We start from the raw sequence: 13,658 nt of genomic DNA, 5'->3' as shown, positions 1-13,658 counted from the left end.
CTACTTGCAGTAAGCAACGCGTAGTGACGACCTCGTTCGACTGCTTCGGGACGCTCGTGGACGCGCAGCGCCCCGAGGAGCCGGCGTCGGCGGTCGCGGACGCGCTCGCCGACCGGGGCGTGCGCGTGCCCGAGGACTGGACTGCCGCCTACCGGGAGCCACACGCCGAAGTGGCGCGGGGAGCCGAGTACCCGCTCCCAGACCACGTCGCGGCCGCGCTCGCGAGCCGCGGCGTCGACGCCGACGCGGAGACGGTTCGTGAGGCGACTGTCGAGGCGTTCGACCGCCCGGTCCAGCGCCGCGAGGGCGCGCTCGCGGCCGTCGAAGCGGCCCGGGAGCGCGGCCCGGTCGCCGTGCTGTCGAACTGCAGCGTCCCCGGCCTCGTGGAGCGAGCGCTCACCGGAGCCGACCTCGCCGGCGAGTTCGACGCCGTCGTGGTGAGCGTCGACTGCGGCTGGCGGAAGCCCGACGAGCGGGCGTTCCGGGCCGTCGCCGGGGCGCTCGACACCGACCCCGAGGACCTCGTTCACGTCGGCGACGACCCGGAGGCGGACGGCGGCGTCGAAGCCGTCGGCGGGCACGCGATACTGCTGACCGAGACGGACCTGCGCGAGGTCCCCGGTGAACTGGAGGGATTCGCGTGAGCGCGGCGGCCGCCGGCGCGGTCGCGGTGGCGTTCGCGCTCGAAGCCGCGGTCGCGGAGCCGCCGACCCGACTCCACCCAGTCGCGTGGCTCGGGCGGGCTATCGCCCCGTTCGACCGCGAGTGGACGCGCCCGCTCGCGGTCGGCGCGCTCGTCGCCGTCGCCCTCCCGCTGGCGGCGGCCGGCGCGGTCGCCGGGCTGGTGGCGGTCGCAGCGGAGGCGGGAGAACTGGCTGCGGGGGCTGTGGCGGGGCTCGCGCTGTTCTCGGCGACGAGCCTCCGGATGCTGCTCGGTGAGGCGCGGGCCGTCGTCGCCGCGACGGGCGACGACCCCGCTGGGGCGCGCGAGCGCCTGCGGTCGCTGGCGGGCCGCGACTCGACCGACCTCTCGGCCGGCGAACTCCGGAGCGCGGCCGTCGAGAGCGCGGCGGAGAACCTCGCCGACGGGCTCGTCGCGCCGCTGCTCGCGTTCGCCGCGGGCGCACTCGTCTCGCTGCCCGTCGCCGCGGGGCTGGCGGCCTGGGTGAAGGCCGTGAACACGCTCGACTCCATGCTCGGCTACCGCAGCAAGCGCGTCGGCACGCCGAGCGCGCGCCTCGACGACGCCGTGATGTGGCTGCCCGCGCGCCTGAGCGCCCTGCTGGTCGCAGCGGCGGCGCGCGACCCGGATGCGCTCGCCCGGGCTCGCGACTACGCCGCCGCGCCGCCGTCCCCGAACTCGGGGTGGCCGATGGCGACGCTCGCGGCCGTCCTCGGCCGCCGGCTCGCCAAACCGGGCGTCTACGACCTGCCGCTCGGGGCGGAGTTCCCGACCGCGGCGGAGAGCCAGCGTGGCGTCCGCGACGTCGGCGTCGCGGGCGTGCTCGCCTACCTGCTGACCGGGCTGGTCGCCTACGCCGCCGGCTCGGGGGTGGTCGCGTGGTCCTGAGTGCGCTGCGCGGCGCGCTCGTGTTCCTCACGCGGCTGCCGGTCGGGCACACCGACGCCGCGTGGGGCGCGTTCAGCGAGTCCCCATGGGCGTTCCCGCTCGCCGGCTACGTCGTGGGCGCGCTCCTCTCGGTCCCGTTCCTGTTCGGCACTGCCGGGCTCCCGGTCTCGACTGTCGCGCTCGCCTATCTGCTCGCGGTCGTCGCCGTCACCGGCATCAACCACCTCGACGGCGTCGCTGACGCCGGGGACGCCGCCGTCGTCCACGGCGACCGGGCCGACCGTCGCGAGGTCCTGAAGGACACGACGGTCGGCGTCGGCGCGGTCGCTGCGGTCGCGCTCGTCGTCGCGGGCCTCGGGCTCGGCGCGCTCGGCGTGGCCGGACTGCCCGTCCGGGTCGCGCTCGCCGTCGTCGTCGCCGCGGAGGTCGGCGCGAAAGCGGGGATGGCGGCCGTCGCCTGCCTCGGCGTCGCGCCACACGACGGCCTCGGCGCGCAGTTCACCGGGCGCGCGGCGAGCACGGACCTCGCGCCCGCGCTGGCCGTCGCACTGCCCGCTGCCCTGCTGTCGTGGCCGTCGCCCGCCGCGTTCGGCGCGCTCGCAGGCGCGGTCGCAGCCGGCGTCGGCACGCTCCGGTGGCTCACCGGCCTCCTCGGCGGTGCGAACGGCGACGTCTTCGGTGCCGTGAACGAGGTCGGTCGCGTCGTCGGGCTCCACGCGGGGGTGGTCGTGTGGACGCTCTCCTGATGTGTGGCGGCCGCGGCACCCGCCTCGACAGCGACGCCGAGAAGCCGCTGTTCGAGGTGGCGGGACGGCCGATGGTCGACCGGGTGCGTGACGCGCTCGCCGACAGCCGCGTCGACACCGCGTACGCCGTCGTCTCGCCGCACGCGCCCGACACCCGAGAGCACGTCACCGGCGACCTCCCCGTGGTCGAGACGCCGGGCGAGGGGTACGTCGCGGACCTCGGCGCGGCCCTCGACGCGGTCGGCACGCCGGTCCTCACGGTCGCCGCCGACCTCCCGCTCGTAGACGGTGACGCCGTCGACGCGGTCCTCGACGCCGCCGACGGCTCCACGAGCGTTCGCGTCCCGGTCGCGCTGAAGGACACCCTCGGCGCGAGCACCGACAGCGACGGCCCCTGGGTGCCGACCGGCGTGAACGTCGTCGCCGACGACGAGGACTCGGTGGTGCGGAGCTGGGACGCGCGGCTCGCCGTGAACGTGAACCGCCGGAGCGACGCCGCGCTCGCGGAGCGACTGCTCGCCGGGACCGCAGGAGAGAACTGCGGCGGGGCCGTGGAGGGAGCCGATGGACCCTGACGCCGTTCGCGGCGCGAGCCGGGTGCCCCACGGCGGGAGCGACGACCCGGACGTGCTGGACTTCAGCGCGAACGTCAACCCCCGGACGCCGCCCGGCACCCGAGCAGTGTACGAGGATGCGCTCGACGACGCGGCGCGCTATCCCGACGACAGCTACCCCGAGTTCCGGGCGGCGGCGGGCGACTACGTCGGCGTGGACCCCGAGCGCGTCGTCCAGACGCCGGGCGGCCTCGCCGGGCTCCGGCTCGCCATCGAGACGCGGGTCGAACCCGGTGACAGCGTGCTCGTTCCCTACCCGAGTTTCGGCGAGTACGCCCGCGAGGTCGAGCTCCAGGGCGCGACCCCCGAGTTCGTCCCTCACGACGAGATTCTGGACGCCGACCCGAGCGACCACGCGACCGCAATCGTCTGTAACCCGAACAACCCCACAGGGAGACTATCCGACCGCGACGCCCTCCGCGAGTTCGCGGCGCGCTGCCGGGCCGCCGACACCGAGCTGCTCGTCGACGAGGCGTTCCTCGGCTTCACCGACGCCCCCTCGCTCGCGGGCACGGAGGGTGTCGTCGTCGCGCGCTCGCTCACCAAGCTGTTCGGCCTCCCCGGGCTGCGGGCGGGCTTCCTCGTCGCGGACGGCGACCGGCTCGCCGACCTCCGGACCGCCCGCCGCGCCTGGAACCTCGGGACGCCCGCCGCCGCCGTCGGCGCGCACGCGATGCGCCAGACCGAGTTCGTCGCGGAGACCCGCCAGCGGGTCGCGAGCGAGCGCGAGCGCCTCCGGAACGCGCTCTCTGAGCGGTTCGCCGTCCGCGAGTCGCGTGCGCCATTCCTCCTGCTGGACGTCGGCGACCGGGACGTCGGCGCGCTCGTGGCCGCGACCCGGGACCGCGGCGTCGCCGTGCGGGACGCGACGACGTTCCGCGGCCTCGACAGCCACGTCCGCGTCGCCGTCCGCACGCCCGACGAGAACGACCAGTTGCTGGCGGTGCTCGGGGATGTTTGAGTCGACGATCCGGGACGACGTACTCGCCCTCGAACGACCCGAGACGCGCTGGCTGTCGACCGGCTGGGACGGCGGCACCAGCGTTGCGGACCACGCGTACAACGTCACGGTCCCCGAGGGCTGGCAGCCCGACAGCATCGACGAATACGTCGCTGACCGCCTCGCCGACGCGGGATTCCCGACCCGCGACGCCGCACCGGTCCTCCTCACTGGCGTCGCGCAGCGCCACGCCCGCCTCGCGCGGTGTGGCCCGGTCGCGGCCGCCGCGACCGTCGGCGTCTCGAACCCCGCCGCGCTCCCGATGGACGCCGACGGCGGCGCGCTCCCGAACGACCCCGACCCCGTCGCCGGCACCGTGAACGTCGTCGTCGGGACGACCCGCCGCCTCGACGACGCCGCGCTCGCGAACCTCGTCGCCGTCGCGGCGGAGGCGAAGACCGCCACGCTGCTCGCCACCGCGGGGTTCCCCGGAACGACCAGCGACGCCGTCGTCGCGGCCTGCGACCCCGCGGGGGAGCCGTCGGCGTTCTCCGGGAGCGCGACCCGCGTCGGCGCTGCCGCCCGCGCCTGCGTCCGGGACGCCGTCCGCGCGAGCCTCGACAGCCGCTACGAGGACGAGGAACTGCCCGACTCCGTCGACGACGCCCGCCACGGCGTCAGCACGGACGTCCGGGCAGACGTCGTCTCGCCGAGCGAGTGACCGCGGGGCAGGTCACGACGGACGCGCGTCGAACTCGTAGCCCACCGGGCCGTCGAGGCCGCGGCGTTCGAGCTGCCGGGCCGCCCCCGCGAGGTCCGCCGCCGTCGCGAACCCGAACAGGGCGTCCAGATACGGTTCGACGGTCGCCATGCCGCGGGCCGACGGCTCGAACTCGCGGGAGACGGCGAGCGGATTCAGCCAGACGACGCCGCCCGCGCGGTCGGCGAGCCACGTGATGCCGTCGGTGAGGAGGTCCGGGTCGCCGACGTCCAGCCCGTCGCTCACGACGACCACGACGGTGCGGTGGTCGACGGCGTGGGGAGCCTCCCGGCGGACCCGGTCGAAGGCTGCCCCGATTTTCGTGCCGCCGCCCCACTCGACGGCCGCCGCGCGCAGCGCCGCGGCCGTCGACCCCTGTGCGCGGGACACCGTCTCCGTTACCTCGGCGACCTCGGTGTCGAAGAAGAACACGCGGGCGTCCAGCGCCGTCGACGCGAACCGGTCGACGAGCGCCAGCAGCGCGCCGCGGTCGACGGTGTCCAGTACGGACCCGCTGACGTCCACGAGCAGGCAACACCGCAGTTCGCTCAGTTCGTGGTCCTCGCGGGGAACGTCGAGGGGCGCGCCGCCCGTCTCGAGGCTCGCTCGCAGGGCGGCGCGGGCGTCCAGCCTCGGGCCGTCCGTGGCGCGGCGGGTGCGGCGGCCCGGGAGCGTCGCGAGCGCGTCCACGAACCGCTCGACGGCCGCGACCTCGGTCGAGTCGGCCGCCGGCACCGCCTCGTCGACGAGTTCGCTCCCGCCGGCCGCGCTGTACCGGCGCGCGTCGCTCCCGTCAGACTCCGTCGGTCGGTCGCCGGAGGCGTGCGCGCGGTCGGTCGGAATCCGGACCGCCACGTCACCGCCGCCGTCCCCGTCACTGTCGAGGTCGGGCGGGTCGCCGTCCGACAGCGTGTCCGGGTCATCGCTGTCGCCGGCGTCGCCCGGCGTCTCCCGGTCGTCCTCGCTCCCGTCGTCCGGCGACGGGCCGTCGTGCGCGGTCGCGATGCGGTCGAGGCCGCTCCGGAGCCGGTGCCAGAACTCCGGGAACGCGTCCTCGAACGCCGAGCGGTCCGCGCTCTCGGAGACGAGCGTCGCGCGGAGCGCCGCCGCGACCTGCTGCTCGTCGCCGAGGCCGACGACGGACAGCGCGCGCGCCGCATCTAGAAGGCCGGTGGCCGGGACGGTGACGCCGTCCCCGCGGAGGGTCGCGACCAGCCGGACGAGTTCCACGAGCACGTGCTCGCGGGCCGCCTCGAAGTCGGGGACGCCCTCCATCCCCACGTGGTCCAGTCCGGCTCCGTCCGGCGTGTCCTCCCGGTCTCCCGCCATCGTCAGTCGTCTGCGGGTCGCTCGTCGGCCGCCGCGGCCGCGGCTTCGAGCTGTTCGAGGAGGTCGGTGTCGACGTTCGTGACGTCGGTGGCTTCCTTCAGCAGGCAGCCGATGGTGCGCTCGATGTCCGCGGCCGCCAGCGACCCGGGGTCGTCGTCGAGCCGGAGCGCGGCGACCGCGCGCGCCCAGTCGAGGGTCTCTGCCACCCCGGGCTGCTTGAGGAACGACTCCTCGCGCAGCCGCCCGACGACCGCGCACACCTCGGTGGCGACCGCAGCGTCGAGTTCTGGCACTTTCCGGCGGACAATCTGGTACTCCGTCTCGAAGTCCGGTGGCTCCACGTGCAGGTAGAGACACCGGCGTTTGAGCGCGTCGCTGAGCCCGCGCGTCTGGTTCGACGTGAGCACGACCACCGGCGGCTGGTCGGCGCGCACGGTGCCGAGTTCGGGAATCGACACCTGGAAGTCCGACAGCAGTTCGAGGAGGAACGCCTCGAAGGCCTCGTCCGCCCGGTCGATCTCGTCGACGAGCAACACCGGCGGGTAGTCGCCCTCGGCGCGGAGCGCGCGGAGCAGCGGGCGTTCGAGCAGGAACTCGTCGTCGAACACCGACGGCGCGCTCGGAGCCTCCGCGGACGCCGACGGCTCCTCGGTCTCGCCGCCGGGCGCGCCGTCGGCGACGCCGCGCTCGTCGGCCTGCACCGCGAGCAGCTGCTTCGTGTAGTTCCACTCGTAGAGCGCGTTCTCCGCCGTCAGCCCCTCGTAGCACTGGAGGCGGATGAGCTCCGTGTCGAAGCTCCGCGCGAGCGTCTTCCCGAGTTCGGTCTTCCCGCTGCCCGGCGGCCCCTCGACGAGCAGGGGCCGGCCGAGCCGGAGCGCGAGCGACACCGTCGTCACCGTCGTGTCGTCCGCGATGTAGTCGTCGGCCTCGAAGCGCTCGCGGAGGCCGGACTCGGTCAGCGACGCGAACGCCGGCTCGTCGTCGCTCACGCCTCCACCTCCGGGTCGTCGCCGAGGTACGAGTCGGGCTCGTCGCGGAACGAGTCCGCGCAGCCGTGACAGCAGAAGTAGTACGTCTCGCCGTCGTGCTCGACCGAGGGTGCGTCTCCGGTGTCCTCGACCGTCATCCCGCAGACCGGGTCGACCGCGGACGCCGGGGCGTCGGTCGGCTCGTCGCCGTCCGACTCGTCGCCGCTGTCGTCGCCGGTCGCGGCGTCGGCGGACTCCTCCGTCTCGGTGCCGGCCTGCGCGGCGGCGACGTCCGACGGCGTCCGCGACGTCACGTCGACGACTTCCGCCAGCAGGCTCGCCGCAATCTCCGCCGGCGCGTACGCGGCGATGTCGACGCCCGCCGGGTTCGTCACCGCTGCCCGGACGGCCTCCACGTCGACGCCCGCGAGGTCGGACGCGCGCTCCGTGTCCTCGGCCGCGCGCTCGTCGCTCGCGACCAGCCCGACGTAGGGCGCGTCCGCCAGCACGCCGGCTGCGACGCCGCGAGCGTCGTACTGCCCCATCGACGCGGCCACGACCAGTGGCGCGTCGCCGACGGCGTCGGCCACCTCGGACGGGTCGACCGTCCCCAGAATCGCCGTCGCCTCGGGAACGTCGCGGGCCGCGTCGGCGTCGTCGACGACGAGCGTCACGTCGACATCGAGTTCGCTCGCGAGCCGAGCCAGCGACTGCGCGACCGGTGAGTCCCCGACGACGACGAGGTTCGTGGTCGGCGCGACCGGTTCGAGGAACACCTCCAGGACGCCCTCGCTGTGGCACCGCATCGGGTACGCGTCCAGCCCCGACCGCGCGACCGTCTCCGGGTCCGGCGCGATGCCGACGAGCCGCGCCTCGCCGGACTCGATGGTGCGTTTCGCCTCTCGTGTGACGATTGACTGGGCGCACGCCGCGCCGCCGACCCAGCCGTGCAGGTCGCCGTCAGAGGTGACGACGGCGCGGTCGCCGACGTTCGCGGACACCGGCGGCTCGCGGCGCACGACGGTCGCTCGCGCGTACGGCTGGTCGCGCGCGGCGAGGTCGGCCTCCACCGCCGACACGTCCACGCCGGTGTCGGCCCTCCGCGGTGGCTCCTCGCCCGTCATGTCGACCGGTTGTGGTGCCGACAGCGGTCACTCGCGGCCGCCGGACTCCGGCGGCCGGTCGGTTCGACTGTCGACCACCGGACGCGGCGCGTCGTCGCGGACATCGGTCCGGTCAATCGTCGGCCGGTCCCCCGGCCTCGTCCAGTTCGAACTCCACGTTCTGGCCCGGCTTCTGGGCCAGCCCGACCTCGTCGAGGTGCTCCCAGACGACGTCCGGCGTCATCGGCATCTCCACGTGGGAGACGCCCGCGTGCGTCATCGCGTCCGTCACCGCGTTCACGATGGCGGGCGGCGACCCGACTGTTGGGGATTCGCCGACGCCCTTCGCACCGATGGGGTGATGCGGGGACGGCGTCACCGTGTGCCCCGTCTCGAAGTTCGGAATCTCGTTGGCGGTCGGCAGCAGGTAGTTCATGAAGTCACCGCCGGTGACGTTGCCGTTGTCGTCGTAGGTGACCTCCTCCATCATCGCGGTGCCGATGCCCTGCGCGAGCCCGCCGTGAATCTGGCCCTCGATGATCATCGGGTTGATGCGGTTCCCGCAGTCGTCGACTGCGACGAACTTCTCGAAGTCGACCTCGCCGGTCTCCCGGTCGACCTCCACGACCACGATGTAGGAGCCGAACGGGTAGGTCATCTCCGGCGGGTCGTAGTAGTTCGTCGCCTCCAGTCCCGGCTCCTCGCTGTCGGGGTGGTTCATGTACGCGCCGGCCGCGATTTCGGTGATGGTGATGGAGCGGTCGGGCGCGCCCGCGACGTGGAACTCGCCGGACTCGCGGTCCCACTCGATGTCCTCCTCGGCGGCCTCCAGCTCGTTCGCGGCGATGGATTTGGCCTTGTCCCGGACCTTCCGGGCGGCGACGGCGGCCGCAGCGCCCGCGACCGGCGTGGACCGCGAGCCGTACGTCCCCAGCCCGTAGGGTTCGGTGTCGGTGTCGCCGTGCTCGACGGTGATGCTGTCCACGTCCATCCCGAGCTCCTCGGCGACAATCTGGGCGAACGTCGTCTCGTGGCCCTGCCCCTGCGTCTGGACGCCTACTCGCAGGACGGCGTTGCCGGTCGGGTTCACGCGCAGGTCCGCGGAGTCGAACATCTCGATGCCGGCGATGTCACACTGCTTGCCCGGCCCCGCGCCCACGACCTCCGTGAACGACGAGATGCCGATGCCCAGCAGCTTGTCCGCGTCCTCCTCGATGCGGCGCTGCTGTTCCTCCCGGTAGTGGTCGTAGTCGGCCATCTCCAGGGCCTTGTCCAGGGCCTTCTCGTAGTCCCCGGAGTCGTAGTTCCAGCCCGTCGCGGACTCGTACGGGAAGGCCTCCGACGGGATGAAGTTCTTCCGCCGAATCTCGGCGGGGTCGACGTCGAGTTCGTCCGCCAGCACCTTCACCAGCCGCTCGATGAGGTAGACGGCCTCCGTCACGCGGAACGAACACCGGTACGCGACGCCGCCCGGTGCCGTGTTCGTGAACGCCGCCGTCAGCGACCCGTAGGCCGCCTCGATGTCGTAGGACCCGGTGAAGATGTTGAAGAACCCCGCCGGGAACTTCGACGGCTGGGCGGCCGCGTTGTACGCGCCGTGGTTCGCCAGCACGTCGACTTTCACGCCCGTAATCTCGCCGTCCTCGGTGGCGGCGAGCTCGCCGGTCATGTCGTAGTCGCGGGCGAACCCCGTCGTCTGGATGTTCTCCGAGCGCTCCTCGACCCACTTCACGGGCTCCTCTAAGACGTACGACGCCGCCGCGGCGACGACGTAGCCCGGATAGATGGGGACCTTGTTCCCGAAGCCGCCGCCCACGTCGGGGCTGACGATTCGGACCTTGTGCTCGGGGATGCCCGACACCTGCGAGAACAGGGTCCGGTGGGCGTGGGGTGCCTGCGAGGTCATGTGGACCGTCATCTTGTCCATCCCGGGGTCCCAGTCCGCGACCGCGCCACACGTCTCAATCGGCGCGGGGTGGAGCCGCTGGTACTCCATGTCCTCCTCGATTGTGACCGCGGCGTCGTCGAAGACCGCCTCGGTGGCTTCCCGGTCGCCGGTCTCCCAGTCGAAGATGTGGTTGTCCTCCTGGTCGTCCAGTTCGTCCCGGATGAGCGGCGCGTCCTCCTCGAGGGCGTCCGCGGCGTCCACGACCGGGTCGAGTACCTCGTAGTCGACTTCGACCCGCTCTGCGCCGTCTTTCGCCGCGTACCGGTCTTTCGCGATGACCGCCGCGACCTCCTGAGACTGGAACTTGACCTTATCGTTGACGAGGACGTCCTGCGTGTCGTCCATCAGCGTCGGCATCGTCGCCAGGTCGTGTTCCAGCAGGTCCTCGGCGGTGAGTACCGCGACGACGTCGTCCATCGCCTCGGCCCGGGACCCGTCGATGTCCTTCACGCGGGCGTGAGCGTGCGGGCTGCGGACGATTTCGCAGTGCAGCATGCCCGGCTTCTTGATGTCGTCGACGTAGTTCCCGCGGCCGGTGATGAAGCGCTTGTCCTCCTTCCGGCTGACCTCTTCGCCCATCCCACCGCGGCCGTGCCCGCAGTGCTTCTCGGGCTGCGGGCCGTCGTCTTCGGCGTGTTGATACTCCGTGTCGGCGTCTGGTGTGTTCTCGTGTTCGCTGCTCATCGGTCGGTGTCCTCCGTGGGGTACTCTCGCTCGAACAGGTCCGCCGACTGGCCACAGCCACAGCCCGACGCTCCGCAGGCCGCGTCCGCGTCGTCGGTGGCGGCCGTGACTGCGCCGCCGTCGGTCGCCGCGCGGTCCGCGAGTTCGTCGGCCGCGTACTCGATGGAGCTGACGATGTTCTGGTAGCCCGTGCAGCGACAGAGGTTGCCGCTGATGGCCTCGCGAATCTCTTCTTCCTCGGGGTCCGGGTTCTCGTCCAGCAGCGCCTTCCCGGACATGAGCATCCCGGGCGTGCAGTAGCCACACTGCAGGCCGTGCTCCTCCCTGAAGCCCTCCTGGAGCGGGTGGAGGTCCGTCGCTTCCGGGAGGTCCTCCATCCCCTCGACGGTCATCAGTTCGGCACCGTCGGCCTGCGCCGCGAACATCAGACAGGACTTGATCGGTTCGCCGTCTTTCAGTACCGTGCAGGCCCCGCAGTTGCCCGTGTCGCAGCCGATGTGCGTGCCCGTCATGTCCAGGTCCTCCCGGATGGTGTGGACGAGCAGGCGTCGCGGCTCGACCTCGACGGTGTGTTCGGTGCCGTTGACTGTCAGCGTGATTTCGCGTTCGTCGCTCACTGTGAAACCCTCCGTTTGACGAGGCCGGCGCGCTCCGCGGCGTCACCCAGCGCGCGCTGGGCGAGCACGTCGACCATCCGCTCCTTGTAGCTCGCGTCGCCGTGTTCGTCCGACTCCGGATTCGACTCCTCGGCCGCCAGCTCGCCCGCCTCCTCGAACAGCTCCGCGGTCGGCCGCTCGCCCTCGACGTGGGCTTCGGCGTCCGTCGCGCGCGCGTTCGTGATGTCGACGGCCGTCATGCCGAGTCTCGCCGTGTCGACGCGGCCGTCGTCGTCGAGAAGCAGGCGCGCCGCGACGCCGGCCATCGCGTAGTCGCCGGTCTTCCGCTTGAGCTTGTGGTACGCGCTCCCCTCGCTGGGCTGCGGGGTCGGTACTCTGACTTCCGTGATGAGTTCCTCGTCGCCGAGCGTCGTGTCGTACGGCAGCAGGAAGAACTCGTCCGCTGGAATCACGCGCTCGCCGTCCGGCCCGTGGGCGACCACGTCGCCGTCGTGGGCGAGCAGAATCGAGCCCCAGTCGCCTTTCGGGTCGGCCTGCGCGACAGAGCCGACGACGGTGCCGCGGTTTCGAATCTGGGGGTCCGCAATCAGCGGTGCCGCGTCCGCGAAGCTCCCGTACTTCTCGGCGACGAGGTCCGAGTCCTCGACATCGGCGTGTCGAGCGAGCGCGCCGAGTTTCAGGTAGCCGTCGTCCTCGTGGAAGTAGTCGAGGTCGTCGACGCCGTTGATGTCGACGACGACGTCCGGGTTCGCGAGCCGGAACCGCAGCATCGGCACGAGGCTCTGCCCGCCGGCGAGAATCGTCGGTTCGTCCAGGCTCTCGAGGAGGCTGACCGTCTCCTCGACCGTCGACGGTTCGTGGTGTTCGAACGGTGCCGACTTCATCAGAACATCCCCCGGATTCGGTCCGTAACGCCGGATTCGGTCTCCTCGACGTCGCTCATCTCGGACTCGATGGCGGTGAAGAAGTTGTTCACAATCTTGTTCGCGACCGGGTTGATGACGCGGCCGCCGAGCTGCGCGATGCGGCCAGAGACGTCCGCGTCAGTCCACCACTCGATGCGGGAGCCCTCTCCGTCCTCGCTCGGGTGGATGATCATCCCGGACTCCATGCTGAAGCTGCTGCCGCTGGCCGACCCGGAACCGGTGGCGACCATCTCGAAGTTCTCGCCGTCGCGCTCGTCGATGGACACCGACGTCTCGAACTTCGGCTTCACGCTGCCGACGCCGACCTGCATCAGCGCGGCGTAGGTCACGCCCTCCTTGAACGCGCGGCCCGCGACGACCTCGGGGTCGGCCTCCGGGAGCGTCTCGACGTCCTCGACCGGCTCGTAGGAATCCCACTCGAAGTCGTCGTCCATCGGCGTGATGTACTGACAGCCCTTCAGCGCGTCCCGGACCGCGATGGGGTCCGAGAGTACTACCCACGCCTGGTCCGGCGGCACGTCCTCGAGTTCGAACTCGCCGTCGAACTCCATCGGTCTACGCCTCCCTCTCGCGTCGTCGGTCTGTGCCTCGCCCCGCCCGCCTTTTATACTGGGCCGCTATGTGCATACTATTACCCTGGTGTGTGACAAGACATGCCATCACAATAAACATTTGGCAACAATTGACGGTTGGCGGAGAGAATCGACGATACAGGCCGTCTAAGGACCGTATCAGGCCGCAGGAACGACTAACGCGGGAAGGAGTCAGAAGCGACAGAACGGAACTCCGAGAAAACGCCGACGGGCCACGGGCCGCCAATCGCGCCGCCGTCTGTCAGTCGTCCCCGGCGACGACCTTCCGGACAACGATGTTGCCGTCCTCGACGTGCCACTCCACGCGATCGCCAGCGCCCACGTCGAGGAAGTTCCGCACCGGCTTCGGGATGGTCGTGAGGTTCTTCTCCGAGACCTTGGTGTCGGCGAGCGTACCCATCAATTCACGCCACGGACGTAGCGCCTACATAGCTTACGCTACGTGTAGGCGTAGCGCCGGGACGCAACAGCAGTCCGCCATCGAGGCGACCGGAGCGCTCAGACGGACGAATTCCACCGGTGAGCGCCGCCGTCCGACGCCCGGTCGAAGTCGAGCCCGAACCGGTCGGACTCCAGCAACACCGGCCCGGGCAGGTAGGCATCTCCCCCGTCCCCGGTGGGCACGAGCAGTTCGCGGTCGGCCATCGTCGAGAGGACGTCGCGCACGGTCCGCTCCCGCCCGGCCACGAGGTTCGCCTCCTCGATGACGCTGTCCACCGTCACGCGGCCCTCCAAGAGCGCGACGCGGATCGCCGACACCCACGCCGGTTCGCGCTTCGTCTCTCGACACATCTGTTAGTCGTAACACGTGCGGTCGGGTCATAAAAGCTCGCGGGCGGCTTCGAAACGTCGCGCATTCC

At 71.9% G+C, this 13,658-nt stretch carries 15 protein-coding genes; 6 read left to right on the top strand and 9 right to left on the bottom strand.

The genetic code is table 11. The features are described 5' to 3' along the window. Positions 1–23: 23 nt before the first annotated feature. The 6 genes from BMW35_RS13300 to BMW35_RS13275 are packed head-to-tail and all read left to right on the top strand — an operon-like array spanning position 24 to position 4,591. Positions 24–644, top strand: a complete 621-nt coding sequence (locus BMW35_RS13300) for an HAD family hydrolase (RefSeq protein ID WP_089670025.1) — start codon at positions 24–26, stop codon at positions 642–644. Continuing rightward, positions 641–1,570 carry a CobD/CbiB family cobalamin biosynthesis protein gene (locus tag BMW35_RS13295; RefSeq protein ID WP_089670024.1) on the top strand — a complete coding sequence of 310 codons (930 nt, stop codon included), beginning with the start codon at positions 641–643 and terminating at the stop codon, positions 1,568–1,570. Before BMW35_RS13300 ends, BMW35_RS13295 begins: the two co-directional genes overlap by 4 nt. Further along, on the top strand, positions 1,561–2,316 hold the full coding sequence (cobS, locus tag BMW35_RS13290) for an adenosylcobinamide-GDP ribazoletransferase (protein ID WP_089670023.1): 756 nt from the start codon (positions 1,561–1,563) through the stop codon (positions 2,314–2,316). Before BMW35_RS13295 ends, cobS begins: the two co-directional genes overlap by 10 nt. Then, on the top strand, positions 2,316–2,891 hold the full coding sequence (locus BMW35_RS13285) for an NTP transferase domain-containing protein (protein WP_177170870.1): 576 nt from the start codon (positions 2,316–2,318) through the stop codon (positions 2,889–2,891). The genes cobS and BMW35_RS13285 overlap by 1 nt, the downstream gene beginning before the upstream one ends. Beyond that, a complete protein-coding gene (gene cobD, locus BMW35_RS13280; protein ID WP_089670022.1) occupies positions 2,881–3,891 on the top strand; it encodes a threonine-phosphate decarboxylase CobD in 1,011 nt (336 codons plus the stop codon). Before BMW35_RS13285 ends, cobD begins: the two co-directional genes overlap by 11 nt. After that, on the top strand, positions 3,884–4,591 hold the full coding sequence (locus BMW35_RS13275; RefSeq protein WP_089670021.1) for an adenosylcobinamide amidohydrolase: 708 nt from the start codon (positions 3,884–3,886) through the stop codon (positions 4,589–4,591). Before cobD ends, BMW35_RS13275 begins: the two co-directional genes overlap by 8 nt. Before the next feature lie 12 nt (positions 4,592–4,603). Here BMW35_RS13275 and BMW35_RS13270 read toward each other — a convergent pair whose 3' ends face one another. The 9 genes from BMW35_RS13270 to BMW35_RS13230 form a co-directional block, all read right to left on the bottom strand. Continuing rightward, on the bottom strand, positions 4,604–5,959 hold the full coding sequence (locus BMW35_RS13270) for a VWA domain-containing protein (protein WP_089670020.1): 1,356 nt from the start codon (positions 5,957–5,959) through the stop codon (positions 4,604–4,606). Positions 5,960–5,961: 2 nt separating this feature from the next. Beyond that, positions 5,962–6,948 carry an AAA family ATPase gene (locus BMW35_RS13265; RefSeq protein ID WP_089670019.1) on the bottom strand — a complete coding sequence of 329 codons (987 nt, stop codon included), beginning with the start codon at positions 6,946–6,948 and terminating at the stop codon, positions 5,962–5,964. Then, positions 6,945–8,051 (bottom strand): XdhC family protein, encoded by a 1,107-nt coding sequence (locus tag BMW35_RS13260; RefSeq protein ID WP_089670018.1) that lies wholly within the window; start codon positions 8,049–8,051, stop codon positions 6,945–6,947. Before BMW35_RS13260 ends, BMW35_RS13265 begins: the two co-directional genes overlap by 4 nt. 112 nt (positions 8,052–8,163) lie before the next feature. Beyond that, positions 8,164–10,662, bottom strand: a complete 2,499-nt coding sequence (locus BMW35_RS13255) for an aerobic carbon-monoxide dehydrogenase large subunit (protein WP_089670017.1) — start codon at positions 10,660–10,662, stop codon at positions 8,164–8,166. Beyond that, the gene (locus BMW35_RS13250; RefSeq protein WP_089670016.1) at positions 10,659–11,279 is read right to left on the bottom strand and encodes a (2Fe-2S)-binding protein; all 621 of its coding nucleotides are present in this window, start codon (positions 11,277–11,279) and stop codon (positions 10,659–10,661) included. The genes BMW35_RS13255 and BMW35_RS13250 overlap by 4 nt, the downstream gene beginning before the upstream one ends. Next, a complete protein-coding gene (locus tag BMW35_RS13245; protein ID WP_089670015.1) occupies positions 11,276–12,163 on the bottom strand; it encodes an FAD binding domain-containing protein in 888 nt (295 codons plus the stop codon). Before BMW35_RS13245 ends, BMW35_RS13250 begins: the two co-directional genes overlap by 4 nt. After that, positions 12,163–12,756 (bottom strand): SRPBCC family protein, encoded by a 594-nt coding sequence (locus BMW35_RS13240; protein WP_089670014.1) that lies wholly within the window; start codon positions 12,754–12,756, stop codon positions 12,163–12,165. The genes BMW35_RS13245 and BMW35_RS13240 overlap by 1 nt, the downstream gene beginning before the upstream one ends. A gap of 283 nt (positions 12,757–13,039) precedes the next feature. Next, positions 13,040–13,198: an AbrB/MazE/SpoVT family DNA-binding domain-containing protein gene (locus BMW35_RS13235; protein ID WP_089670013.1), complete on the bottom strand. Its 159-nt coding sequence runs from the start codon at positions 13,196–13,198 to the stop codon at positions 13,040–13,042. Between the two features lie 98 nt (positions 13,199–13,296). After that, positions 13,297–13,590, bottom strand: a complete 294-nt coding sequence (locus BMW35_RS13230) for a hypothetical protein (RefSeq protein ID WP_089670012.1) — start codon at positions 13,588–13,590, stop codon at positions 13,297–13,299. Between the last annotated feature and the right edge of the window lie 68 nt (positions 13,591–13,658).

The organism is Halobacterium jilantaiense (genome assembly GCF_900110535.1).
Taxonomy (GTDB): domain Archaea; phylum Halobacteriota; class Halobacteria; order Halobacteriales; family Halobacteriaceae; genus Halobacterium; species Halobacterium jilantaiense.
Note: the sequence above shows the minus strand (reverse complement) of the source record. Positions and strands in the feature narration are given on the sequence as shown.